25 protein-coding genes are annotated in these 22,468 nt (G+C 71.1%); 11 read left to right on the forward strand and 14 right to left on the reverse strand.

Annotated features, from left to right (window positions below; genetic code table 11):
* Window positions 1–17: 17 nt before the first annotated feature.
* A complete protein-coding gene (locus tag FHR82_RS28255) occupies window positions 18–845 on the forward strand; it encodes a siderophore-interacting protein (RefSeq protein WP_184813598.1) in 828 nt (275 codons plus the stop codon).
* Window positions 846–880: 35 nt separating this feature from the next.
* Here the strand turns inward: FHR82_RS28255 and FHR82_RS28260 are convergent, their stop codons facing one another.
* On the reverse strand, window positions 881–1,873 hold the full coding sequence (locus FHR82_RS28260; RefSeq protein WP_184813599.1) for a DUF3558 domain-containing protein: 993 nt from the start codon (window positions 1,871–1,873) through the stop codon (window positions 881–883).
* Window positions 1,874–1,981: 108 nt separating this feature from the next.
* Here FHR82_RS28260 and FHR82_RS28265 point away from each other — a divergent pair, with 108 nt between their 5' ends.
* On the forward strand, window positions 1,982–2,980 hold the full coding sequence (locus tag FHR82_RS28265; RefSeq protein ID WP_184813600.1) for a DUF1295 domain-containing protein: 999 nt from the start codon (window positions 1,982–1,984) through the stop codon (window positions 2,978–2,980).
* On the opposite strand, the gene FHR82_RS28270 is transcribed toward FHR82_RS28265, so the two are convergent.
* The 4 genes from FHR82_RS28270 to FHR82_RS28285 all read right to left on the reverse strand — a co-directional run bounded on the left by FHR82_RS28270 (window position 2,906) and on the right by FHR82_RS28285 (window position 6,342).
* Complete coding sequence (locus FHR82_RS28270; protein ID WP_184813601.1) at window positions 2,906–3,547, reverse strand: DJ-1/PfpI family protein; 642 nt, start codon at window positions 3,545–3,547, stop codon at window positions 2,906–2,908. The two genes, FHR82_RS28265 and FHR82_RS28270, sit on opposite strands and share 75 nt — an antisense overlap.
* A 72-nt stretch (window positions 3,548–3,619) precedes the next feature.
* Window positions 3,620–4,267 (reverse strand): hypothetical protein, encoded by a 648-nt coding sequence (locus tag FHR82_RS28275; protein ID WP_184813602.1) that lies wholly within the window; start codon window positions 4,265–4,267, stop codon window positions 3,620–3,622.
* A gap of 75 nt (window positions 4,268–4,342) precedes the next feature.
* Window positions 4,343–4,954 carry an HAD family hydrolase gene (locus tag FHR82_RS28280; protein ID WP_184813603.1) on the reverse strand — a complete coding sequence of 204 codons (612 nt, stop codon included), beginning with the start codon at window positions 4,952–4,954 and terminating at the stop codon, window positions 4,343–4,345.
* Between the two features lie 317 nt (window positions 4,955–5,271).
* Entirely contained in the window at window positions 5,272–6,342 is a 1,071-nt protein-coding gene (locus tag FHR82_RS28285; RefSeq protein ID WP_221464401.1) for a damage-control phosphatase ARMT1 family protein, read from the reverse strand.
* A gap of 91 nt (window positions 6,343–6,433) precedes the next feature.
* Here FHR82_RS28285 and FHR82_RS28290 point away from each other — a divergent pair, with 91 nt between their 5' ends.
* A complete protein-coding gene (locus FHR82_RS28290; RefSeq protein ID WP_184813605.1) occupies window positions 6,434–7,681 on the forward strand; it encodes a hypothetical protein in 1,248 nt (415 codons plus the stop codon).
* Window position 7,682: 1 nt separating this feature from the next.
* Here FHR82_RS28290 and FHR82_RS28295 read toward each other — a convergent pair whose 3' ends face one another.
* Window positions 7,683–8,024 (reverse strand): DoxX family protein, encoded by a 342-nt coding sequence (locus FHR82_RS28295; RefSeq protein WP_184813606.1) that lies wholly within the window; start codon window positions 8,022–8,024, stop codon window positions 7,683–7,685.
* A gap of 107 nt (window positions 8,025–8,131) precedes the next feature.
* On the opposite strand from FHR82_RS28295, the gene FHR82_RS28300 reads away from it, so the two are divergent.
* Together FHR82_RS28300 and FHR82_RS28305 are read left to right on the forward strand one after the other, a co-directional pair.
* Window positions 8,132–9,154, forward strand: a complete 1,023-nt coding sequence (locus FHR82_RS28300) for an alcohol dehydrogenase catalytic domain-containing protein (RefSeq protein ID WP_184813607.1) — start codon at window positions 8,132–8,134, stop codon at window positions 9,152–9,154.
* A gap of 85 nt (window positions 9,155–9,239) precedes the next feature.
* Window positions 9,240–9,494, forward strand: coding sequence for a hypothetical protein (locus FHR82_RS28305; RefSeq protein WP_184813608.1), 255 nt, complete (start codon window positions 9,240–9,242; stop codon window positions 9,492–9,494).
* Here the strand turns inward: FHR82_RS28305 and FHR82_RS28310 are convergent.
* Window positions 9,488–10,243 (reverse strand): class I SAM-dependent methyltransferase, encoded by a 756-nt coding sequence (locus FHR82_RS28310; RefSeq protein WP_184813609.1) that lies wholly within the window; start codon window positions 10,241–10,243, stop codon window positions 9,488–9,490. The two genes, FHR82_RS28305 and FHR82_RS28310, sit on opposite strands and share 7 nt — an antisense overlap.
* 140 nt (window positions 10,244–10,383) lie before the next feature.
* Between FHR82_RS28310 and FHR82_RS28315 the strand changes: the two genes are divergently transcribed.
* Window positions 10,384–11,244 (forward strand): hypothetical protein, encoded by an 861-nt coding sequence (locus FHR82_RS28315; RefSeq protein WP_184813610.1) that lies wholly within the window; start codon window positions 10,384–10,386, stop codon window positions 11,242–11,244.
* A 16-nt stretch (window positions 11,245–11,260) separates the two neighbouring features.
* Here the strand turns inward: FHR82_RS28315 and FHR82_RS47660 are convergent, their stop codons facing one another.
* From FHR82_RS47660 to FHR82_RS28350, 7 genes are read right to left on the reverse strand one after another with little or no spacing between them, the layout of a single operon-like run.
* On the reverse strand, window positions 11,261–12,034 hold the full coding sequence (locus FHR82_RS47660) for an IclR family transcriptional regulator (protein WP_184813611.1): 774 nt from the start codon (window positions 12,032–12,034) through the stop codon (window positions 11,261–11,263).
* Window positions 12,035–12,050: 16 nt separating this feature from the next.
* A complete protein-coding gene (locus tag FHR82_RS28325; protein ID WP_184813612.1) occupies window positions 12,051–13,478 on the reverse strand; it encodes a UbiD family decarboxylase in 1,428 nt (475 codons plus the stop codon).
* The gene (locus FHR82_RS28330; protein WP_184813613.1) at window positions 13,475–14,197 is read right to left on the reverse strand and encodes an alpha/beta fold hydrolase; all 723 of its coding nucleotides are present in this window, start codon (window positions 14,195–14,197) and stop codon (window positions 13,475–13,477) included. The genes FHR82_RS28325 and FHR82_RS28330 overlap by 4 nt, the downstream gene beginning before the upstream one ends.
* Entirely contained in the window at window positions 14,194–14,658 is a 465-nt protein-coding gene (locus tag FHR82_RS28335) for a (2Fe-2S)-binding protein (RefSeq protein WP_184813614.1), read from the reverse strand. The genes FHR82_RS28330 and FHR82_RS28335 overlap by 4 nt, the downstream gene beginning before the upstream one ends.
* A complete protein-coding gene (locus FHR82_RS28340; protein WP_221464403.1) occupies window positions 14,655–16,967 on the reverse strand; it encodes a xanthine dehydrogenase family protein molybdopterin-binding subunit in 2,313 nt (770 codons plus the stop codon). Before FHR82_RS28340 ends, FHR82_RS28335 begins: the two co-directional genes overlap by 4 nt.
* The gene (locus tag FHR82_RS28345) at window positions 16,960–17,775 is read right to left on the reverse strand and encodes an FAD binding domain-containing protein (protein WP_225943905.1); all 816 of its coding nucleotides are present in this window, start codon (window positions 17,773–17,775) and stop codon (window positions 16,960–16,962) included. The genes FHR82_RS28340 and FHR82_RS28345 overlap by 8 nt, the downstream gene beginning before the upstream one ends.
* On the reverse strand, window positions 17,775–18,422 hold the full coding sequence (locus tag FHR82_RS28350; RefSeq protein WP_184813616.1) for an SRPBCC family protein: 648 nt from the start codon (window positions 18,420–18,422) through the stop codon (window positions 17,775–17,777). Before FHR82_RS28350 ends, FHR82_RS28345 begins: the two co-directional genes overlap by 1 nt.
* 163 nt (window positions 18,423–18,585) lie before the next feature.
* Between FHR82_RS28350 and FHR82_RS28355 the strand changes: the two genes are divergently transcribed.
* Genes FHR82_RS28355 through FHR82_RS28375 form a run of 5 tightly spaced genes read left to right on the forward strand, consistent with a single transcriptional unit; the run spans window position 18,586 to window position 22,468 of the window.
* Complete coding sequence (locus FHR82_RS28355; RefSeq protein WP_184813617.1) at window positions 18,586–19,545, forward strand: ABC transporter substrate-binding protein; 960 nt, start codon at window positions 18,586–18,588, stop codon at window positions 19,543–19,545.
* A gap of 2 nt (window positions 19,546–19,547) precedes the next feature.
* The gene (locus tag FHR82_RS28360; RefSeq protein WP_184813618.1) at window positions 19,548–20,195 is read left to right on the forward strand and encodes an isochorismatase family protein; all 648 of its coding nucleotides are present in this window, start codon (window positions 19,548–19,550) and stop codon (window positions 20,193–20,195) included.
* Window positions 20,192–20,965 (forward strand): ABC transporter ATP-binding protein, encoded by a 774-nt coding sequence (locus tag FHR82_RS28365; RefSeq protein ID WP_184813619.1) that lies wholly within the window; start codon window positions 20,192–20,194, stop codon window positions 20,963–20,965. Before FHR82_RS28360 ends, FHR82_RS28365 begins: the two co-directional genes overlap by 4 nt.
* Window positions 20,958–21,722: an ABC transporter permease gene (locus FHR82_RS28370; RefSeq protein WP_184813620.1), complete on the forward strand. Its 765-nt coding sequence runs from the start codon at window positions 20,958–20,960 to the stop codon at window positions 21,720–21,722. The genes FHR82_RS28365 and FHR82_RS28370 overlap by 8 nt, the downstream gene beginning before the upstream one ends.
* On the forward strand, window positions 21,722–22,468 hold the full coding sequence (locus FHR82_RS28375; protein WP_184813621.1) for an ABC transporter permease: 747 nt from the start codon (window positions 21,722–21,724) through the stop codon (window positions 22,466–22,468). Before FHR82_RS28370 ends, FHR82_RS28375 begins: the two co-directional genes overlap by 1 nt.

Consider the following 22,468-nt stretch of genomic DNA (forward strand, 5'->3'; position numbering starts at 1 on the left):
CGGTTACCATCGGCCTCATGGCAGAGGCTCGCGGACGCAGGAACCCCCGTACGAAGCTCGGTCGCGTGTCGCGTGTGGAACGGCTCACACCGCACATGACCCGCGTGGTGCTGGGCGGCGACGGCCTCGCCGGGTTCAGCGCGGGCGAGTTCACCGACCACTACGTGAAGCTGCTGTTCCCACCCGCCGGCGTGACCTACCCCGAGCCGTTCGACATGCAGCGGATCCGGGAGGAACTGCCCAGGGAGCAGTGGCCGAGCATCCGCACGTACACCGTGCGCCGCTGGGACGCCGGTGAGCTGTGGATCGACGTCGTCCACCACGGCGACGAGGGCATCGCGGGCCCGTGGGCGGCCAGCGTGGCGCCGGGTGACGAGATCCGTTTCATGGGCCCCGGCGGCTCGTACGCCCCCTCCCCCGACGCCGACTGGCACCTGCTGGCGGGCGACGAGAGCGCCCTGCCCGCGATCGCGGCGTCACTGGAGAAGCTCCCGGCCGGTGCCCGCGCGCACGCGTTCATCGAGGTCAGCGGCCCGGACGAGGAGCAGAAGCTCGAGCCGTCCACCGACGCCACGATCACGTGGCTGCACCGGGGCGCGGCCCCGGTGGGCGAGGCACTGGTCCGCGCGGTCAGGGACCTCGAGTTCCCGCCGGGCCAGGTCCACGCCTTCGTCCACGGCGAGGCCACCTTCGTCAAGGAACTGCGCCGGTTCCTCTTCGTCGACCATGGCATCCCCCGCGACCAGGTCTCCATCTCGGGCTACTGGCGCACGGGCCACGACGAGGACCGCTGGCAGGCGACGAAGAAGGACTGGAACCGCCAGGTGGAGGCGGAGCAGGACTAGTTGGCCGGGTTGGGTTGGTCTTCTGCTCGGCCGGGCTACGGCAGGCGGCGCACCGCGGCTTCGGCCAGGTCGGTGACCAGGTCGCAGCGGTACTTCTCGTCCTCGTCGGCGGTGACCTGGATGGAGATCTCCTCGATCTCTGCCACCTGCCCTGGCCTGTCCAGCCTGCGGTACTCGATGCGTGCCTCGCAGCCGGGCGGTGTCCGGTACTGCGGGTTGCTGCCGCCCGGCTGCGGGTGCACGACCGCGCGCAGGCCGCCGATCTCGGTCTCCCGGTCGCCGGTCGAGTCGGCCTCCAGCGGGAGGGCCGGGCCGAAGTTGATGAACACGTTCGTCTCGGACACCTCCGGTTCGCCCCACGTGCAGTTCTGCCCGTCGAACCCCGGGGTGACCCGTGTCCGGTCGATGCCGCGCAGCCGGAACACCTCCTCCGGGCGCAGCAGCGCGCACGCGTCGACGTTCGCGAGGGACTCGTCCGGCAGTGCGGACGGCGGCACATCACCGGCGATCAGCTTCGGCAGCGCCGCGTCGAGCACGCGGTCCGCGATCGCGCAGAGGTCGCCGGGGTGCCGGTCGTCGCGGGCGTGGATGCTGACCACCGCGCGTTCGGCGACCGCGACACCCCGACCGCACCCGTACTGGCCGAGCTCCCCGACCTGGACCGTGACGCCGTCGCGTTCGACCGGGCGCAGGTCGGCCCCCTCCCCGAACGCGAGGCCGAAGCCCAGGCTCACGGTGAGCGACGTGCCGGCCGGGCGGTAGACAGTCGCCTCGCAGTCGGTGAACTCGATCGGCGTCTCGACGCGTTCGAGGCTGCCGTAGGCGGTGAGGATCGTCCAGTCGACGAGCAGGCACGGGTCGGCGCGGCGGAGCTGCTCCTCGGTGGCCTTGATCCCCGGGCTGGGCTGGGCGCTCACGCTCGGGAACACCGAGGTGGGCGGCGGCACGGGCGGCGCGGCGGGTTCTCCCGGTTCCGCGGCGCAGCCCGCGAGGAGCAACACCAGCAAGGGCATGACGCGGCGGATCACCCACCGAACGTAGCGGCACTCCGGCCGCCGCGTTGCCGGTCCGTCACCTTCCTGCCGCGTCATGTGCCGTGCGACCGGGGTGCGACGGTCCGGTCCTAGCGTCGGGGCATGCGTGAACGCGTCGTCTGGGTGGTGTCGGTCCTGATCTGTCTGGGTGCGCTCGTCGCGAACCCGGCCACGAGGGCGTTCGCACTGTGGAACGTGCTCGTCCAGGCGGCGATCTTCGTGCCGTCGGCGTGCGTGCCGGCGTGGCGCACCAATCGGATGTCCTATGTGGACTTCGCGTGGCCTGCCGGGATCCTGGCGCTCGGCATCCAGGGGTTCGTGTTCGCCGAGGAGCTGACACCGCTCACGATCGCGGCCGCGACCATGTTCACGGTCGCCGGGGCGCGGCTCATGTACTGGGGTTACCTGGTCGTGAAACCGGGGTGGCTCAAGGAGGAGTTCCCGCGCTACCAGTACCAGCGCCTGGTGTGGGAGAAGGCGGGCCTGCGCAGTGAACGGCTGTCGCTGCAGTACGAGATCAGCGTGCAGGCGACGGCGAACATGTCCTACTTCGCGCTGCCGTCGATCATCATCGCCACCAACCCGCGCGGCGGGCTCCACCCCGTCGAGATCGCGGCGATCGTGGTGTGGATCGCGGCGTACGTGTACGAGAGCGTCGCGGACGTGCAGAAGGGCCGGTTCCTCGGCGGGTACGCGAGCGACAGCCGCGACGTGTGCGACACCGGACTGTGGCGGTACAGCAGGCACCCCAACTACTTCGGGCAGTGGGTGCAGTGGTGTGCCGCGGTGCTGCTGGCCGTGCCGTCGGTGGTGGCGCTCTGGGACCGGTCGCCGGTGGTGGCGTGGGTGATCTCCTCGGTCGGGCTGCTGTTCCTGGTGCGCGCGATCTACCAGGTGATGGTGTTCTACTCCGGCGCCGTGCCCGCCGAGCACTACAGCGTGCTCAAACGACCGGGCTACCGCCGGTACCAGGCCGAGGTGAACCGGTTCTTCCCCGGCCCGCGCAAGCCCGCGTCGGTTGACCCGTCAGATGTCCTGGAGGAAGAACCGGCTGTTCTCCCGCATGGAGCTGACGATCGGCTGGGGCGCCTTCCCGGGTGAGCCGGCGTCGTGCGGCGGCTGCGGGTCGTACTCGAGGCCGAGCTGGATCGCCTGCGCGGCGGTGTTCCCCGCGACGCGGTCGATCAGCGTGAGCGCCATGTCGATCCCGGCGGACACCCCTGCGGCGGTCACGTACTTCCCGTCGAACACGACCCGTTCCCCGGTCGCCTCGACCCCGAACGCGGGCAGCTGGTCCTGGGCGAGCCAGTGCGTGGTGGCCTTGCGCCCCTTCAACAACCCGGCGGCGGCGAGCACGAGCGACCCGGTGCACACCGAGGTGGTCCAGGTGCTGGTCTCGTCGACGGTCCGCAACCACGACAGAACCTCGTCGTCGGTCATCAGGTCGACCTGACCGGGCCCGCCCGGCACGAGCACGATGTCGGTCTCCGTCACGTCGCCGAGCGCGGCGTCCGCGACCAGCCCCAGCGTCCCCTGCCCGGCGCGCACCTCCCCCTTCTCCTTGGCGACGAACACCACCTCGGCGTTCTCGCTGTACCGCAGCACCTCGTACGGCCCGACGGCGTCCAACGCGGCCATCCGGTCGAAGAGCAGGATCGCGATGCGCATACAGGTCTCCACTGGTCGTCGATGACGCGTCACCGATCACAGTAGCCAGTGGCGCGGACGGATGGGACCGCCTCATGAGCGCAGCTGCCGCCTGAGGAAGCCGGCACCGGACAGGAGCATGACGACCGCGATGCCGCCCAGTGCCCACCACTGCCAGGTCGGTGGCGCGTGCCCGTAGATGGTGACGAGCCTGCCTTCACCGGGGACGGCGGTGATGTCGCGCGGCGCCATGATCACGTCGTCGTGGCTGAGCAGGTCGTTGTCGTCCACGAAGTCGTCGAGGCCGTCGTGGGTCTCGCCGGTGCTGTCGATGAGTGTGCCGTCCGCGACGTAGAGGGTGAGCAGCGCGAGCGATTCGTCGGCGTGCTTGACGATGATCACCCGGGCGGTGGGAGCGTCCTCGTCACCGCCCGCTTCGCGCACGGCTTCCCGTACCGCGTCGTCGAGGTCGCAGCTCGTGTCGAACGGGTCGCCTTCAAGGGACTCGCCGCACTCGAACGTCAGGAAGAGCCGGGACGCGAGCTCCTCCGCGCGGTACCTGGAGGCGAAGAACGCCCTGCGGTCGCCACTGGACCCGCCGGTGGCGTACCGGTCGTGCTCGACGTTGGTCGACCGCGTGTACTCGGCGAACAGGTTCGGTTCCGGGTCGGGGGCCCGGGCGGCGCACCCCGAGATCATGAACGCGGTCAGCAACGCGAGCGCTCCGGCACGGATCCCCATGCCTGCCGACGCTAGGCAGGTGTGGGATCGTCCGGCTGCCGCTGGCCCGATGTTGCCAAGCAGGCCGCGATCGGATCAGGACAAGCTGGCGAACCAGGGGTTCCGGTTCGGGTCCGCCATCGTGGTGACACCGGTGGTCTGGTGCCGGAGCACACTGACCCCGGCGGCCGCCGCGGCGGCCAGGTCCCTGCGGTGGGTGCCGATGAACACGCAGGAGTCACCGCCGAGTGCCGCGGTGACGAGGTCGGGAGCGGGTGGGAGCACCGCGGGATCGGGTCCGGTACGCGCCGAGATGCGACGGACGTGCACGTCCAGCCCGTGCATGACCAGAAACGAACGGACGGCCTCCGAGTGCAGGCCGCTGACCACGGTCACCCGCGTCCCGGTGGCGGCGAGGGTGGCCAGCGCGGCGTGCACACCCTCGGCGACCTGGCCGCCGCCGACCACCTCGAAGTCGACGCGGCACAGGTGGTCGTACAGCGCCTGTCCGGTCGCGGGGCCGATGGTCGCGGCGTGCGCGAGCACGACGAACGGGTCCCCGGTCCGTGCGACCTCCCGGGGTAACGGCTCGTCGGCGATCAGCGTCCGCAACCGGTCGGCGGCCGCGACCGTCGGTAACTCGGCCACCGGACCGTCGAACGCCAGGAGCACGTGGTCGCACTCCGCCAGCAGTTCCTCAGCAAGCATGACGCCCCCAGTTCCTCGTTTACGGCCAGCGTAGTTCGCTTGCCAGGTCCTGCGGCGGATCCGCCCAAGCCACGGTGATCGTCGTACCGGGTGGGCTGGCGTGCCGCGAAAGCGCCTTTCACAGCACAACGGACACCGTGAAGGCGCGCAGGCGCGAAGGGGGCGCGAGCCCCACACCACACCCGAGGCTGCCTGCCATCCCGGAGACCTGCCCCTCCGGCGAGGAGCCGCCGGAGGCAAACCCCATCCGGCGAGAACACCCGTCCGGCAAGGACAAACCACGAACCCACTCCCAGCCAACGCAAGTAGACACAGCGCTAGGCACGCACCTGGATCACCGCGTGTGTGCCGTTCGAGCGCCACTGCTCACCGGACGCGTCCAGGCGGGTCACCGCGTCGGCCGGGATGCCGGCCGCGACGTCGCACTTCATGGTGCGCAGCGCGGCCACCGGGCCCGGGAAGTACGCAGTGACCTCGTCGAACGGTGTCGTGGGCGGCCACCGCCGGTCACCGACGAGGCGGCGGTAGTTCAGGTCGCCCTTCATGATCGTGGCGGTCGCCGACGCGAAGTCGTCGGCCAGGTCTGACGGCATGTCGTGGTAGGACCACGGTGCGCACGAGAACGGGTGTGCCCGCACCTCCAGCCGTCCCTCGCGCATGGCCCGCGTCAAGCGCTCGCCGGCGGGGTGGCTCTCCGACAGCCTCCGCAGCGCGGCGATCACGTCCGTGAGCAGCGCGTCGGACACGTAGTACGGGTACGGCTTGACGTGCAGCACGACGCTCGCCGCCCGGTCCGCCAGCAGGTGGTCGGCGAGCAGCAGGTCCGGTACCAGTTCGCGGGCCGAGTTGTCGGCCACGAGCACCACCCGGCCGCCCTCCCCCAGCAGCGACCACAGCTCCTGGCTCTGGTCGACCAGCAGTCCCCCGTCGCCGGTCGCCTCGCCGGACGACAGGCGGAACCCCAGGTCGGCGCGGTTGCCCCACAGTGACGCGGCCAGCAGCGCGTCGCGGTCGGGTCGTGCGGTGTCGAGGTCCCCGGCGAACTCCGGTGAGCGCAGCTCCGCCGACTTGACCGGCTCGAACGGGTCCACGCTCTGCCACGGACCTGGCGCGAAGTAGCCGACGGCGCCGAGAAGCTTGCGGTAGAAGCAACTCTCGGCCCACAGGAACGGCACCTCGTACCAGGAGCGGCCGGCGTGCTCCTCCCAGCCGGGCAGCGGGCGGATCTCGCCGGTGATCTCCTCGGCCAGCTCGTCGAGCGCGCGTTCGGTCGTGGGCGGGTACGGCAGCCCGTCGCGCACCTGCGTGATCAGCTTGGGGTGCCGGTCGTGCAGGACGCCCCACGCGAACGAGCCGGGTGGGTTGCCGGTGATCTCGGCAGTGGTCACAGGGATCCTCCGCGCCTTCCGCCGGAAGGCGATCTTCAGCAAGCAGTGACAGTGTCGTGACAATTGGTGATCGTCGGCATAGGGTGGTTGTGTGTCGAGCACAGAGCCGTGGCCCATTGACAGTCTGCCGCTCACCGGCGGTCCCGACTTCCCCATCGGAATCTTCTGGCCGCCGCACCCGTATGAGGTGACGCTGGCGCGCTACCAGGAGATCGCCGCCGCGGGGATGACGTTCCTCGTCACCGGCAACTACATGTTCGACCAGCACATCAACCGGCGGGCGCTCGACCTCGCCGGGCAGGCCGGGTTGAAGGTGCTGGTGAACTCGCCGGAGCCGCGGCTGTCGGCGATCACGTCGACGTTGTCGGTCACCGACGACCTGCAGGCGCCGCTGCGGATCAGCACCTCCGACGCGCGCAGGCTGGTGCAGATCATGCTCGACGAGTACCGGCGCTTCCCCGCGTTCGCCGGGTTCGACGTGTACGACGAGCCGCCCCAGGCCAAGTTCCCCACCGTCGGTGCGGTGACGCGGATCATCCGGGAGCTGGCGCCCACGCTGCTGCCGTACTCCAACCTGTGGCCCGGCACCGGCGCCGGCTACACCGCGTTCGTGAAGGCGTTCGTCGACACCGTGCACCCGCCGATCCTGTCGTTCGACCGGTACCCGTTCCTCAACACGGGGCTGGACATCAACTACTTCGACAACTGGGCCATCATCCGCAAGGCGGCGCTGGCCGAGGGCATCCCGACGTGGACCTACATCCAGTCGGTGAAGTTCCAGAACCGGGTGGTGCCGACCGAGGCGCAGCTGCGGTGGCAGATCAACATGAGCCTCGCCTACGGCTGCAAGGGCATCCAGTACTTCACCTACTGGACCCCGGAAGTCGCGCGCGGCGAGAACTTCGAGTCGGCGCTCATCAACGTCAACGGCACGAAGACGCCCCTCTACGACATCGCCACGCGCATCAACAAGCAGTGGCTCGCACCGATCGGCCGGGAGCTGAAGCCGCTCGTGTCGGTGTCCGCGACGCACGCGAACGACAACCCGCTGCCGCCGGGCACGGAGGCGTTCGCCCCCGACGAGCACGTGCTTGCCGTCGAGGGCGGTGCGGTGGTCGTCGGCCAGTTCCGCGCCGCGGTCGACGACGGCAGGCGGTGGGTGCTGGTGGTCAACCGCTCCGACACGACCGACACGACCGTCACGCTGACGTTCGGGCCTGCCGCCAACCGCAGCGAGGAGTTCCAGGTCGAGGCCGCCGACTTCACGACGGCCTCGGCCGACAAGGTGACGGTGCAGCTCGCCGCTGGCGGCGCCGCCCTGTTCCGCCTGGGTGACTGACTCACGACGCGAGCACCAGCGACGCCACCACCGGCGCGACGTACAGCAAGGGCGCGGACACGTGCGCCCAGAAACGCGCCAGGAGCACGGTGATCATCGCGCCGGCGAAGTACAGCACCAGGCAGATCGCCGCGATCACCCCGAGCACCGGCACGAACACACCGGCCGCGAGACCGACCGCGCCCGCGGCCTTCGCGGCGCCCAGCCACGGCCACCACGACCGCGGCACGCCGTAGTCGGCGAGCGGCCCGACGACCCACTTCGCTCGCAGGAACACGGAAACAGCCGAGAACCCGACCATGGCGGCGGCGACCAGGGTGACGATGACGTATGCGGTGGACATCTCATGCTCCTCACTCCCGGCACCTGATGTGCCGGTCACCCCGATGACCTGCGACGTCACGGGAGCGTGACCGGATGTGGCGGCCGTCACAAACCTAGGATCGGGTGATGCGTGCTGTTCTGTATGCCGGGTATGGCGAGCAGCCGGTGGTGGCGGACGTGCCCGCGCCGGTCGCGCCGGACGGTGGTGCGGTGCTCGAGGTGCGGGCGACCGGGGTGTGCCGGTCGGACTGGCACGCGTGGCGCGGGCACGAGCCGGTGCCGCTGCCGCACACGCCGGGGCACGAGCTGGCCGGGGTCGTCGCCGAGGTCGGTGCCGGGGTGGGGGGCTTCCGGCCCGGCGACCGGGTGACCGTGCCGTTCGTGTGCGGGTGCGGTGCCTGCGAGTACTGCCGCGCGGGCGACGCACAGGTCTGTCCACACCAGACACAGCCGGGGTTCACCGGGCCCGGGTCGTTCGCCGAGCGGGTCGCCGTCCACGCCGCGGACACGAACCTGGTGGCACTGCCCGATTCCGTGGACTTCGTGACCGCCGCGTCGCTCGGCTGCCGGTTCGCCACCGCCTACCGCGCGCTCACCGCACACGGTCGCGTGCGCGAGGGCGACTGGCTCGCCGTCCACGGCTGCGGCGGGCTCGGGCTGTCGGCCGTGCAGATCGGCGTGGCGCTGGGGGCGCGGGTGATCGCCGTCGACATCGCACCGGCGGCACGCACGCGAGCGACCGAACTCGGTGCGGCCCATGCCATCGACGCCACCGACGCGGCCGCGGCGATCCGGGACCGCACCGGCGGCGGCGCGACCGTGTCGCTCGACGCCCTCGGGTCACCGGCCACCGCCGCGGCGTCGGTGCTGAGCCTGCGCCGCCGCGGCAGACACGTGCAGGCCGGGCTCCTGCTGGACGGCCCGACCCCGCTGCCGATGGACGTGGTGATCGCTCAGGAACTGTCCATCCACGGCTCCCACGGCATGGCGGCCGCCGACTACCCACCGCTGCTGGCCATGGTCGCCGACGGCACACTGCGCCCGGACCTGCTGGTCGGCGCGGTCATCGGCCTGGCCGACGCCCCGGCCGCCCTCGCCGCGATGGACCACCCGCCCACCGGGCCGGGCATGACCGTCATCGCGCTCTGACGAGCTGACCGGTCCAGCGGGCTCGACGCCGGCTGGTCGTGAGCCGCGTTACGATCGCACGCGGCAACCAGAACACGAACGACGGGTGGGCGGAGCCATCGCAGCGCAGTACGGAAGCTCGACAGGGCAGAAACAGCAGTACTTCGGGCGGATCGACCCGTTCGTCATGTTCGCGGTGGTGCCGCTCGTGCTGATGGCGGGCCTCTTCATCTGGAGCGATATCGCGATCCTCGGCGTGGTCCTGATCATCCTCGCGCTCCTGGTCGTCGCGATCGACTCGTGGGCGAACCGGCCGGTGAAGAAGGCCGCCGCCCGCGACCGCGACAGCGACGACTACTGACGCGCGACCATCGCGAACACCCGGTGCGGCACCGGTAGCGGTTCCTCGTCGAACCGCTCCCGCAGCAGCCGCGCCAGGTCCGCGTCGAACGCGGCGACGGCCTCGCCGGGCAGGCTCGCCCCGACGCCGTTGGAGCTGCGCATGCGTCCGCGCCACGCGACGTGGGTGTGGGGGACGTCGACGTCGAAGCTGAACGTCTCCAGGTCGGTGAACCCGGTCAGGTCCTCGGCCCACTCGTCGTGCGTGCCCGGGCTGCCCGCCATGGGCCAGCCCGGGTGGTAGGACAGGATCAGCTCCTCGCTCGCCTCGCACACGTTCCCGGGCAGCACCAGGTAGTCGCGGCTGCACAGCACGACCGCCCCACCCGATACCAGCAGGCGCCGCACCTCCGCGACCGCGCGGGGCGCGTCGAACCAGTGCCAGCAGTGCGCCGCCGTGACGACGTCCCACGCCCCGCCCGGCAGCCCGGTGTCCTCCGCGGCCGCGACCCGGTAGGTCACCTCGACCCCGGCGGCGGCGTCCAGCTCACGGGCCTGGTCGAGCAGTGCCGGCGCGACGTCGACCCCGGTCACCACGCTGCCGGCGGCCGCCAGCTCCCGCGCGAGCACACCGGTGCCGGTGCCGAGGTCGGCGATCCGCTGGCCGGGCACCCCGATCCCGAGCGCGGCCAGGCGGGTGAAGAACTCCGGCGGGAACCCCGCGCGATACTTGGCGTAGTCGGCGGCCGTACGGCCGAAGTCGATGCTCATGCGGTCCTCTCCTGCGCGGCAGGGGCTCACCGAGCCTAAACCGGCACCCGCGCCGCCGGACCCGGACAGTGATCGGCTCGACTGCGACGGACCCGAACGGACGATGGAGCGAGCATCACGGCGGGGGTAACGTCCGGACGATGGGGCGCAAGGCCATCTTGCTGACAGCGGTGCTGGCACTGGTGTGGGCGGGCCTTGGGGTGGCGGCCCCGGCGGCCGACCCGAGAACCTGCCTGGTGGTGGACACCGACGTGGGCGTGGACGACTACCGCGCACTGGCGGTGGTGGCCCCGGCGCGGGACGTGCGGGCGGTGGTCGTCACCGAGGGGATCTCGGGCGTACCGAACGGCGCCACCGCTGTCTCGATGTTCCTGGCAGGCCGCGGCGCAGGCGTGCCGGTGCTGCCCGGCCTGGCGTCGCCGAACCCACCCGCGTACGACTGGCTGCCCCCGGTCCGCGCGGCAGCCGAGCGGATGAACAACTTCCTGGGCGCCGCGGTCCCGGCGAACGGCACGCCGTCCCGGCTGGCGGCCGGTGTGCGGTCGGCGGTCCACGGCTGCGACCGGGTCGACCTGCTGGTGCTTGGCCCGTGGACGTCGTACCCGAAGTACGCGTCCGCGCTGGGCGGGCACGTGCGGGTGCTGGCGTCGGGCAGGTCGTTCGCGGAGAACAACCCGGACAACTTCAACTGCGAGTACGACCTGGCGGCCTGCCAGGCGGCGCCACGCAGGGCGGTGTACGTGGACCTGCCCGCGTCCCCACCGTACGACCCGACCCCGGACATGGTGTCCCGGCTGGAGACGGCGGGGTTGCCGGGACTGCTGAAGGCGGTGCTGGAGGCCGACCCGTCGCAGTGGCTGGGCACCCGCCTGTGGGACGACGCGGCGGCACTGTCGCTGGTGCGGCCACGGGTGTTCGCCCCGCAGGGCAAGCACCTGGAACCCGCGGTGGACGAGGACACGTTCCGCGACCTGGTGGTCGACGCGATCAACAGGGGTTAGCCCACCAGGGGCGCGGTCACTCCCCGGCAGGGCGGCGCCCACCGGTCCGAGCGGTGATCCGGTCCGCGCAGTCACTGACCAGAGCCCCGATCCGCCCCACGTTGTCCGCGTGCAGCTCGGTGAAGAAAGCCAGCGAACAGACAACCCGCGAGACCTGCCCCCGCCGATCGAAGACCGGCGCGGCGACCCCGCTCTGAGCCATGTCGTACTGCTGCAAACTGGTCGAGTACCCCCGCGACCGGATCTCCGCCAGCACTCGCCGCAGCTCGTCCCGTTCAGTGACCGTGTGCTGGGTGAACTGCTTGAGCCCGTACCGATCCACCAGCTCGTCGACCTTGTCCGGCGCGTGCCAGGCCAGGTAGGCCTGCATGATCGCGGGCGCGGAGAACGGAAACCCCTCCCCCACACCGACAGTCACGCGCACGCCCATCTGCCGCTCGGCCTTCACCGTCACGACGTACCCGCCCGCACCGTCCGGCTCGGCGACGAACACGACGAAACCCAGCCGTCGCGCCAGTTCGTCGATCTCCTGTTGTGCGATGGCCGCCGTCATGTCGTCGGTGACGCCCGTCAGCGTGAGCAGCTTGGGCCCCAGCATCCAGCCGGACCGTTCACCCGTCGAGCTGACCCAGCCCGCGCGTTGGAGCGTCGCCAGGATGTTGTAGCAGGTGCTGCGGTTCAGCCCCAGCTCGTTGACGAGGTCCTTCGGTGGGACGGCGGCAGGCCATTCGGCCGCCAGCCGCTCCAGGATCCGCACCGCCGACGACACCGCCGGCACGTCACTCGCCACTCTCCGACCCCAATCGTCACGAGAACACGTCCGCCCACTTTGCCATCACCGACCGCAGGTACGCGGGATCCCCCGTCGACACCTTCGGGAACGTGGCGCGCCGGTCGTACGGCCGGGTGGCGTCGACGACCGCCCTGCTGTTGTACGGCGGCGCGCCCTCGACCAGCATCGGGTCGAGCTTGCTGCCCCACGTGCCGCCGACGACGTCGATGTCGCGCACCGGGTCGCAGCGGGTGCTCATCGCCCACACCACCTCGTCCAGGTTCGCGACGTCGATGTCGTCGTCGACCACCACCACGAACCGGTTCATGTACGCCGCCGCGGGCAGTTGTGCCGTCAGGTGCCCCACCTGTGTGGAGTGCCCCGCGTACCGCGTCTCAACCGACACGGCGATGAACAGCCTGCCGCCGCCCGCTTCGTGCGCCCACGCCCCCCGGACACCGGGGACACCCGCCGCGACCAGGGCGTCCTCGATCATCGCGGACTTCATCACCGTACGCATGTACGAGTAGTCGTGCGGTGGTTTCCCGGGTGGCGCGCCGAGCAGGACCGGGTCGTCGCGGTGGTACATGCGCGCGATCTCGAGCGCGGGCGCGGGGCGCCGCCTGCCGGAGTAGTACCCGGTCCACTCGCCGAAGGGGCCCTCGTCGGCCAGGTGGTCCGGCGACAGCCAGCCCTCGATCGCGACCTCGCTGCCCGCCGGGATCGGCAGCCCGGTGTGCTCGCCGATCAGCACGGGCAGCCGCTCGCCGAGGATCGCGCCGGCGTACTCCAGCTCCGAGATCCCCGTCGGCACCTCGGTCCCGCCGGTCACCAGCAGGACCGGGTGGTGCCCGAACGAGACGACGACCGGCGCCTTCTCGCCGCGGTCGAACCAGCGTCGCACGTGCTGCGCGCCGTGCTTGCCCGGCACGGCGGCGATCGTGGCGGACCGGCCGTCCTCGACGACCTCCATGCGGTAGCAGCCACCGTTGATGTCCTTGGTCTCCGGGTCGGTGGTGATCACCAGGCAGCCGGTGCCGATGAACCGGCCGCCGTCCTCGGCGTGCCAACGCGGCACCGGCAGCGACAGCAGGTCGACGTCCCGGCCCTCGACCACGTTGTCCAGCAACGGAGAACTGGTGACCGTCTCGGTGGGATGGTCGCGTGCGGTGGCCGCCCACACCGACGGTTTGCCGCGCAGCGCGGCGACCACGGCGGCGTCGTCGAGGTCGTCACCGAGGCCGAGCGTGAGACCGAGGCGGCGGGCCGAACCGGTGCTGCCGGTGAGGACGCGGCCGGTGGCGTAGCCATCGATGTCGTCGAACAGCAACGCCTTCGGCTCGGGGGTGCGGTAGCTCAGCTCGGCGATGGCACCCAGTTCGGTGTCCCAGTGCGCGCCGAGGACGTGCCGCAGTTCGCCGAACGACTCGACCTTCTCGAGCCACGACCGGAGGTCTGTCATGAGCGTCCCTCCAGGTGCGCGGCGACCAGGTCGAGCCCACCGGAAGCCTCGAACACGCTGAAGTGCCGGGCTTTCTCGAAGATGTGCAGGCGTGCGCCGGGGATGCCCTCGGCGAGCGTGCCGGCCATCGCGGGCGGGGTCGCGTAGTCGTGCTCACCGACCACCACGAGCGTCCGCGCCGTGATCCCGGGCAGCAGCGCGGTGCCGTCGAACGCGCCGAGGGCGAGGCAGGCCTGCGCGTGCGCGCGGGAGTCGGTCGCGATGAACAGCTCCGACACCCGCTTGACCTCTGCCGGGTCCTCCTTGGCGAAGGCCGGGGAGAACCAGCGGTCCACCTGGAACGCGAGCTGCCGGTCGCGTGGTTTGTGGATGGCGTTGTCGGCGCGGTCGGCCCACGCGGTCACCTTGCCGGGGCCGTAGTCGGCGGTGGTGTCGGCGAGCACGAGCCGGTCGACCAGCTCCGGCCGCGTCCCCGCCAGCGCGATCGCCACGCAGCCGCCCATGGACATGCCTGCCACCGCGACCGGACCGTCGGCACGGGCCTCGACCAGCGCGGCCGCGTCGGCGGCCAGGTCCTCGATGGTGAACGGCGAACCGTCCCAGGTGGACTCGCCGTGGCCGCGGGCGTCCATGGCGACCGACGGCACGGCCAGCCGTTCCTGGAGCGGCTGCCACAGGCCACCGGACATGGCGAGCGAGTGCAGGAGCAGTGCTTTCATCGCGGGGACCGCCGTTCCGCCGCCGCCGCGACCGCTTTCCGGATCTCCGGGTAGGTGCCGCAGCGGCAGATGTTGCCCTCCAGGTGCTCGGTGATCTGGCACTCGCTGGGCCTGGCGTTCTCCGCCAGCAGCTCACGGGACATCAGCACGAAACCGGGGATGCAGTAGCCGCACTGGGCAGCGTCACAGTCCACGAAGGACGACACGACGTCGTCGGTCTCGTCCAGGCCCTCCGCGGTGGTCAGCTCGGCGCCGTCGTAGCGGACGGCGAGCGCGAGGCAGCTGGACACGCTCATGCCGCCGGACAGCACGGTGCACGCCCCGCACGCGCCGACACCGCAGCCCTCGCGGACGCTGGTGGTGCCGACCTTCTCGCGCAGCACGTCGAGCAGCAACGCGTCGTCCTCGACGTCCAGGAAGTGCTCGACCCCGTTGACCTTCACGGTGATCTGTGTGGTCACTTCTCCTCCAGTGTCCATGGGTCGCTCCGCTCCAGAGCGGCCACGATGGACTCCGGAGTCAGCGGCAGAGTGGTGATGCGCACGCCGAGCGCGTCGCGGACGGCGTTGGCGATCGCGGGGGCGATGCCGAGGATGCCGGTCTCCCCAACACCTTTCGCGCCGAACGGGCCGGTGGCGTGCGGGCTCTCGACGATGATCGGCGTGAGCTTGTCGGGCAGGTCCTTGATGGACGGCAGCTGGTAGTCGAGCAGCGTGCCGTTGATCACCTGGCCCTGGTCGAGCACGAGCTGGTCGAACAGCGCGTGCCCGATGCCCATGATCGCGGCGCCGGACAGCTGCTGTTCGACGAGCTTCGGGTTGATCGCCTTGCCCACGTCCCCCGCGACCGCGAGGTGTTCGAGGTGGACGCGGCCCGTCGCGGTGTCGACCGTGAGCTGGACGCCGACGGCACCGGCGAACCAGTGCTCGGTCGCCTTCTCCGAGCGGCCGGTCTCCTTGTCGTAGGGCACCCACTCGGTGGTGTAGTTGGCCTCGGCGGTGACGGTCGCGCCACGCGCGCCGAAGTGGCCGTGGATCAGCTCCGGGATCGTGACGTGCGCGTCGCCGTGGTGCAGGCCGTCGGCGTCCAACGTCACGTCGTCCGCGCCGAAGTGCTGCGCGGCGAAGCCGATCAGCTTGGTGCGCATGGCTTCCGCGACCTTCCGCACCGCGTTGCCGGTGTGGTAGGTCGAGCGGCTGCCCGCGGTGATCGTGTCGTACGGGGTGGCGTCGGTGTCGGCCCGCACGACGTGGATCCGCGCGGAGTCGAGGCACAGCACGTCGGCGGCGATCTGCGCCATGATCGTGTCGCTGCCCTGTCCCATGTCGACGGTGCTGATCAGCAGCGTCGCGGACGCGTCCTGGTTCATCTGCAGCACGGCGTTGGCGATCGTCGGCGTCAGCACGGCCTTCACGCCGACCGCGACCCCGCGGCCGCGCTTGACGCGCCCGTCGCCACGCTCGATCGGCTGGTCCCATCCGATCGCGTTCGCGACCGCGTCCAGGCAGCCGACGAAGTCGGCACTGTGCATCGTGGTGCCCATCGGTGCCTCGTCGCCCTCGCGCAGGAGGTGGCGGCGGCGGAACTCGACGGGGTCCGCGCCCAGCCGGTGCGCGAGTTCGTCGATCAGCGACTCGTGCGACCACGTCACCTGCGGCACGCCGAACCCGCGGAACGGCCCGGCCGACGGCTTGTTCGTGTACACGCAGCGGGACCGCACGCTCGCGTTCGCGATCCGGTACGGGCCGGACGCGACCATGCCGGACTTGGCGGTGATGCGCGGGCCGACGTCGGCGTACGCGCCGGTGTCGTACCGGACGTCGGCGATCGCGCTGACCAGGTTGCCGTCCGCGTCGGCGGTCATGCTGGACGTGACCCCGGCCCCGTGCCGGGTGGTGAGGAGGAACGACTCCTCCCGCGACGCGACGAGCCGGACCGTGCGGCCGGTGGTCCACGCCAGCGCGGCCGCCAGGGGTTCGAGCCGGTCGTACATCTTCGCGCCGAAGCTGCCACCGAGCGGTTTCGTCGTGATCCGCACCCGGGACAGCGGCAGGTCCAGCAGGTCGGACACGGTCTGCCGGACGTACGACGGGGTCTGCGTGGTGGTCAGCATCTCCAGGCGGCCGGCGTCCACCCACGCGATCGTGCACGGCAGCTCGATCGGCACGTGGTGGGTCGGCGGCGCCCAGAACTCGCCGGTCACCGTGGCGGCACCGGCGTCGCGGGCGGCGGCCGCGTCACCGTGGCGCAGGTTGTACTCGTAGTTCACGTTGGTGTCGCGGACCCCGCGCAGGTGCTTCAGGTCGCCGAACACCGACGACGGACGCAGCTCGTCGTGCACGTACGCGTCGCCGTCGAGCGCGTCACGCAGGTCGTAGACCGGCGGCAGCTCCTCGTAGTCCACCCACACGGCGTCGGCGGCGGCGCGGGCGGTCTTCAGGTCCGCGGCGAGCACGGCGGCGACCGGTTCGCCGACGTACCGGACCTTCTCGTGCGCGAGACCGGGCTGGTCGGCGAACGCCGGGCCGGTGAGGATGCGGTCGCCGAGCTGCTTGTACAGGTCGAGCCCGGTGACGACGGCGTACACGCCCGGCATGGCCAGTGCCTCGTCGACGTGCACCTCGCCGATCCGCGCGTGCGGCGCGGTGCTGCGGTGCAGCGCGACGTGCGCGGCGGTGCCGACGGGCTGGTCGCCGACGTGCGAGACGAGCCCGCGCACCCGGCCCGGCAGGTCGAAACGCGGCCGGGAACGGCCGACTTGGTCACCCATGGTCGCGGTCCTTCCACGCGCGGCGGACGGCGTCCTCGACGGTCACCCGCGCGAGCCTGCGCTTGTACTCGGCGCCGCCTCGGACGTCCGGGATCGGGTCGAGCACGGGCTCGACGGCGGCGATGGCGGCGTCGACGGCGCCCTGGTCGTCGAGGCCCGCGATGTCGGCGGTCACGTACACCGGCACCGGCGCGACCGCACCGAGTCCGATGTGGACGGTCCGGTCGTCGAGCAGCACGGCGGCCGACGCGCACGGCCAGTCGTTCTCACCGAGCGACGAGTTCTTCTCGAAGTGGTACCCGGCGCTCGCGTCCTGGTTGGGGATCCGCACCCCGGACACCAGCTCGCCGGGTTCGAGCGCGGTCTCCTGGAAGTCGGTGAAGAACTCCCGGACCGGGATCTCCCGCGTGCCGCCGGCACTCGTGGCCAGCACGACCGCGTCCAGCACGAGCAGCGCGGTCGGCGGGTCGAGCCGGTAGTCGCCGTGAGCCAGGTTGCCACCGACGCTGGCGGTGTTCCGGACGCGGGGGTTCGCGACGTGCCGGTACGCGTCGGCGGCGAGCGGTGGGGCCGCGGTCTCCATGCGGCGGATCGACACCATGGGACCGACGGTCACACCGCGGTCGTCCGCGGTGACCTCGCGCAGGCCCGGCACGGTGGCGAGGTCGACGAAGTGGTCGGCGAACAGGATGCCCTGCTTGATCAGGATCTGGATGGCGGTACCGCCGCCGTAGACCATCGCGTTGTCCAAACCGGACAGCAGCTCGACGGCCTCGTCGAGGGAGCCGGGGCGGTGCAGCTGGGCCATCAACGCCCCCGCCTCAGCACAGCGACCAGCAGTGCCACGACCGAGATGACGGTCGCGACCACAGCGAGCTGCCGCGTGGTGGCGATCGCGAGATCGTGGGACGGGACGGCAGCGGGCTGGGTGGCGGCAGGCTGTGCGGCCACCGTCACCGCCTTCTTCCTCGGCTTCTCCTTCGGCCGGACCTCCTCGACCGGCGCACCGCACGCGATCGCGAGTGAACGGGCGAACTCCAGTTCCACCTCGCGGCTGCGGCGCCGGATGATCGGTTCGCCGAGGCGGCCGAGCTTGCCCCACAGCGCCATGTCCATCCGGTAGCCGATCACGGACTTCTCGTCCCCGTCCTGGCGGACCGACAGCGTGGCGTCGATCTTGATGGAGCTGCCCAGCCTGCGGTCCTCACCCTTGAGGACGGCCGTGACCTCCTTGCGGTCGTCGGCGTCGCTGATCGACTGGATCGACGCGGAGAAGCCCGCCGAGAAGCGCACGTGTGCGACCTCGTTGACCAGGCGGCCCGTGTAGGTCGCGTCGTCGACGCGGACCAGCTCCTCGCAGCCTGGGATGCAGCCGCGCATGACCTCCGGATCGAAGAAGAGCGGGAACACCTTCGACGGCGCCGCGGGGACGGAGAACTCGGACGCAAGTTTCATGTAGACCGCCATACGAGACTAGTTGTCCTGTCAGCGGGACAGTAGGTCTCCCGTAACAGACTGTCAAGCCGGACGAATCAGGCCTTGACGCGCTCGGAACCCCCTCCTAGCATCCGCTCCACAGGACAATGAGTGTCGTATAGAGGACCAGGGAGTTTCCCCCATGGCCACCATCCCCAAGCTCGCCGCCGTCGCGGCCCTCCTCGTGCTGGCGAGCGCCTGCGGCTCCGGCCCCGGCGCCGCCTCCGACGACGGCGACCCCCGCACGCTGCGCATCGCGCACAACTCCAACGCCGCCGCGCTGCCCGTGCAGGTGGCCATGGCGGAGGGCATCTTCGCCAAGCACGACCTGAAGGTCGAGTTCACCAAGGTCGAGAACATCGGCACGCTGCCGGGCACGCTCGGCCGCTCGTTCGACATCGCGCTCTCCGTGCCGACGACCGTGATCGCCGCGGCACAGCAGGGGATTCCGGTCACGCAGGTGTCCGGCGCGACCATCGACGTCCAGGACAACCCGACCGGTTTCGTGATCGGGTCGAAGAAGTCCGGGGTCACCGACATCAAGCAGCTGGCGGGCAAGACGCTCGGTGTGCTGACCGAGACCGGCACCACGCACATCGCGACCAAGGCGTGGCTGAAGCAGGAGGGTGTCGACCCAGCGAGCGTCAAGATCGTCCAGGTGGACGGGCCCGCGCAGGCAGACCAGCTCGCGGCGGGCCGGGTGGACGCGGTCGAGACCGTGATGCCGTTCGCCACCGGCATCCTGGCCGACCCGAACGCGGTGAACCTCGGCGACCCGTACCTGGAGCTGGCGCCCGAGCTGTCGGCCATCCTGTGGATCGCGAAGCAGGACTTCGCCGCGCGGAACGCCGACGTGCTCAAGGACTTCCGCGCCTCGCTCGACGAGGCCGAGGAGTTCATCACCGGCAACGACGAGAAGGCGCGGGCGGTGCTCAAGGACTACACCGGCCTGCCGGACGCGGCGATCAAGGCCGCGAAGCTGCCGACCTACACCACCGAGATCCGCCCGCAGGACATGACGGTCTGGCTGGCGGCCATGAGGGAGGCCGACGGCTTCACCGGTGACGTCGACCTCGACGCACTCGTCACCTCGGCGGACTGACCATGGCCGTCTGGGACGAGTTCGTACCACCCGGTGAGCTGGCACGCCTGCGGGACAGGGGTTTCGGCGGCCCGGTCGAGTTCGGCGAGCGCCCGGCGCTGCTGGTCGTGGACGTGACGCTGTCGTTCCTCAGCACCGACTACCCGACCGGCTGCGGCCAGGCGGGCTGGGACCGGCTGCCCGCGATCGTCAAGCTCGTCGACCACGCGCGTGCGCTGGGCATCCCCCGGGTGTTCACGTGCGGGTCGGCGCCGGACGCGGTGTTCGTGGGCGGCGCGGTGAAGCTGTCGAGCGATCCGGAGATCGCGCGGCGGGTGCACGGGGCACCGTTCCCGGCGGAGCTGGCGGCGAGGGACGACGAGTACGTGCTGTCGAAGGCCAAGGCCAGCGCGTTCTTCGGCACGCCACTGCCGACCTATCTGACCCAGCGCGGTGTCGACACGCTGGTCGTGTGCGGCACCACCACGTCCGGCTGCGTGCGGGCCACCGTCGTCGACGCGGCCTCGTACGGCTTCCGCGTGCTGGTCGCGGAGGACGCGTGCTTCGACCGGTCACCGTTCGCGCACGCGGCGAACCTCTTCGACATCCAGCTGAAGTACGGGTCCGTTGTGGACACCGCGCGCGCGACAGAGCTGATGGGACTGCCATGATCTCCTGCGACGACCTCTCGGTCACGCTGCCCGGCGCGAACGGGCCGGTGAACATCCTGTCCGGTGTGCACTTGCGGGTGGCGAAGGGCGAGTTCGTGTCGGTGCTCGGCACGTCCGGCTCCGGCAAGACCACCCTGCTGCGCGTGCTCGGCGGGCTGCAGTCCGCGACGGGCGGCCGGATCACGTGCGACGGGGTGGACATCGCCGGCCCGCCGGACGGCGTGGTCACCGTGTTCCAGGACTACGCGCACTCGCTGCTGCCGTGGCGGACCGTGCGCCGCAACGTGGCGCTGGGCATCGAGAAGCTCGACAAGACCGAACGGGACAGCCGCGTCGACGAGGCGCTCGCGATGGTCGGGCTGTCCGAACGGGACGGTGAGTACCCGTGGCGGCTCTCGGGTGGCATGCAACAGCGGGTGCAGATCGCAAGGGCCCTGGCCATGCGGCCGCGCGTGCTGCTGATGGACGAGCCGTTCGGCGCGCTCGACGCCATGACGAAGGCGTCGCTGCAGGACCAGCTCCAGCAGGTGGCCGAGCTGACCGGCACGACGGTCGTGTTCGTCACGCACGACGTCGAGGAGGCCGTCTACCTGTCCGACCGGCTGGTCGTGCTGAGCGGCAGCCCGGCGAACATCGGGCTGTCGCTCGACGTGCCACTGCCCCGGCCACGCGACCAGATCGCCACCAAGGAACGCGCCGACTACCTCGAACTGCGGCACGAGGTGTACGCGGCGCTCGGTCACAAGGTCGGTGAGCGCGCCAGTGGCTGAACGTGTGAACGTGCTCGGCGCGGCGGTGTTCGTGTTCGGGCTGGGGTTGTGGGAGCTGCTGGTACGCACCGGCCTGCTCACGTTCACCTACCTGCCGCCGCCGTCGGAGGTGGCAGTCGGGCTCGGTGAGCTGTTGGGCAACGGCGAGCTGGGCACGGCACTCGGGCACACGCTGTTCGCCGCGCTGACCGGCTGGGCCGTCGCCGGGCTCGTCGGCGTCGCGGCCGGGTCGGTGCTCGGGCTGGTCCGTCCGGTGTGGACGTACTCGATGGCGAGCCTGGAGGCGTTGCGGGCACTGCCGATCGTCGCGTTCGTGCCGGTCGCCGTGCTGCTGTTCGGGTTCTCCGTGCAGACCGAGATCATGGTGGCGTTCTACGCGGCGCTGTGGCCGATCCTGCTGAACACGATCAACGGCATGCGCACCGAGGGACGGCTGGTGGAGACCGGGCGGGTGCTGAAGCTGTCCCGCGCGGCGGTGCTGTGGAAGATCCAGCTGCCCGCCGCGACCGCCACCATCGTCGTCGGGTTGCGGCTGGGCCTGTCCACGTCACTGGTGCTGACGCTCGTGGCCGAGATGGTCGGCAACCCGGCCGGGCTCGGGTTCCTGCTGGTCACGAAGGGCCAGGCGCTGCAGCCGGGCCAGATGTTCGCCGCGGTGTTCGTCATCGGCGTCACCGGGATCATCCTCAACGGACTCGTCATGGGCGCGGCCCGGCTGGCCTTCCGCGGTCAGCTGGCCTCGGCCGGGGAGGCGTGATGCGCGGAACCCCTGTTCGCGGGTTGATCCCCCTGGTGGTGCTGCTGGTGCTGTGGGAGGTGCTCGGCGACCCGGCGTCGCCGTACTTCCCGCCACCGTCCACGTGGGTCGACGGGGTTTCACCCTTGGTCGAGAGCGACAGGCTCCTGCCGGCCATCGGTGACACGTCGCTCACGTTCGTGCTCGGACTGTTCATCGCGACCGTGCTCGGTTCGCTCGTCGGGACCCTCGTCGGCGCGTCGCGGCCGGTGGACCGCGCGCTGTCGCCGAGCCTGGAGTTCCTGCGTGCGCTGCCCGCGGCGTCGCTGGTGCCGGTGGCCGCGCTGGTGCTCGGGTACACGGCGCAGATGAAGCTGGTGGTCGTGGTGCTGCCCGCCATGTGGCCGATCCTGCTGACCTGCCGGTCGGCGCGGCGGTCGCTGTCGCCGGTGCTGCTGGACACGCCACGCACGCTCGGACTGTCCGGTTGGGACCGGATGACGAAGGTGCTCACCCCGGCACTGCTGCCCGCGGTGCTGCTGGGCGTTCGGGTGGCGGCGCCGCTGGCACTGATCATCACGCTGCTGGTGGAGATCGTGACGAGGGTGAACGGTCTCGGCGCCGCACTGGGCGCCGCGCAGTCGAGCTTCCTGTCCGCGCAGGTGTACGGACTGCTCACGATCGCGGGGGTACTGGGGTTCGTGGTGAACTGGGTCGTCACGCGTGCGGAGACCGCGGTGTCCCGCCGCATGCGTGGCACGACATAG

The sequence above is a fragment of the Actinophytocola algeriensis genome (genome assembly GCF_014203735.1).
Taxonomy (GTDB): Bacteria; Actinomycetota; Actinomycetes; order Mycobacteriales; family Pseudonocardiaceae; genus Actinophytocola; species Actinophytocola algeriensis.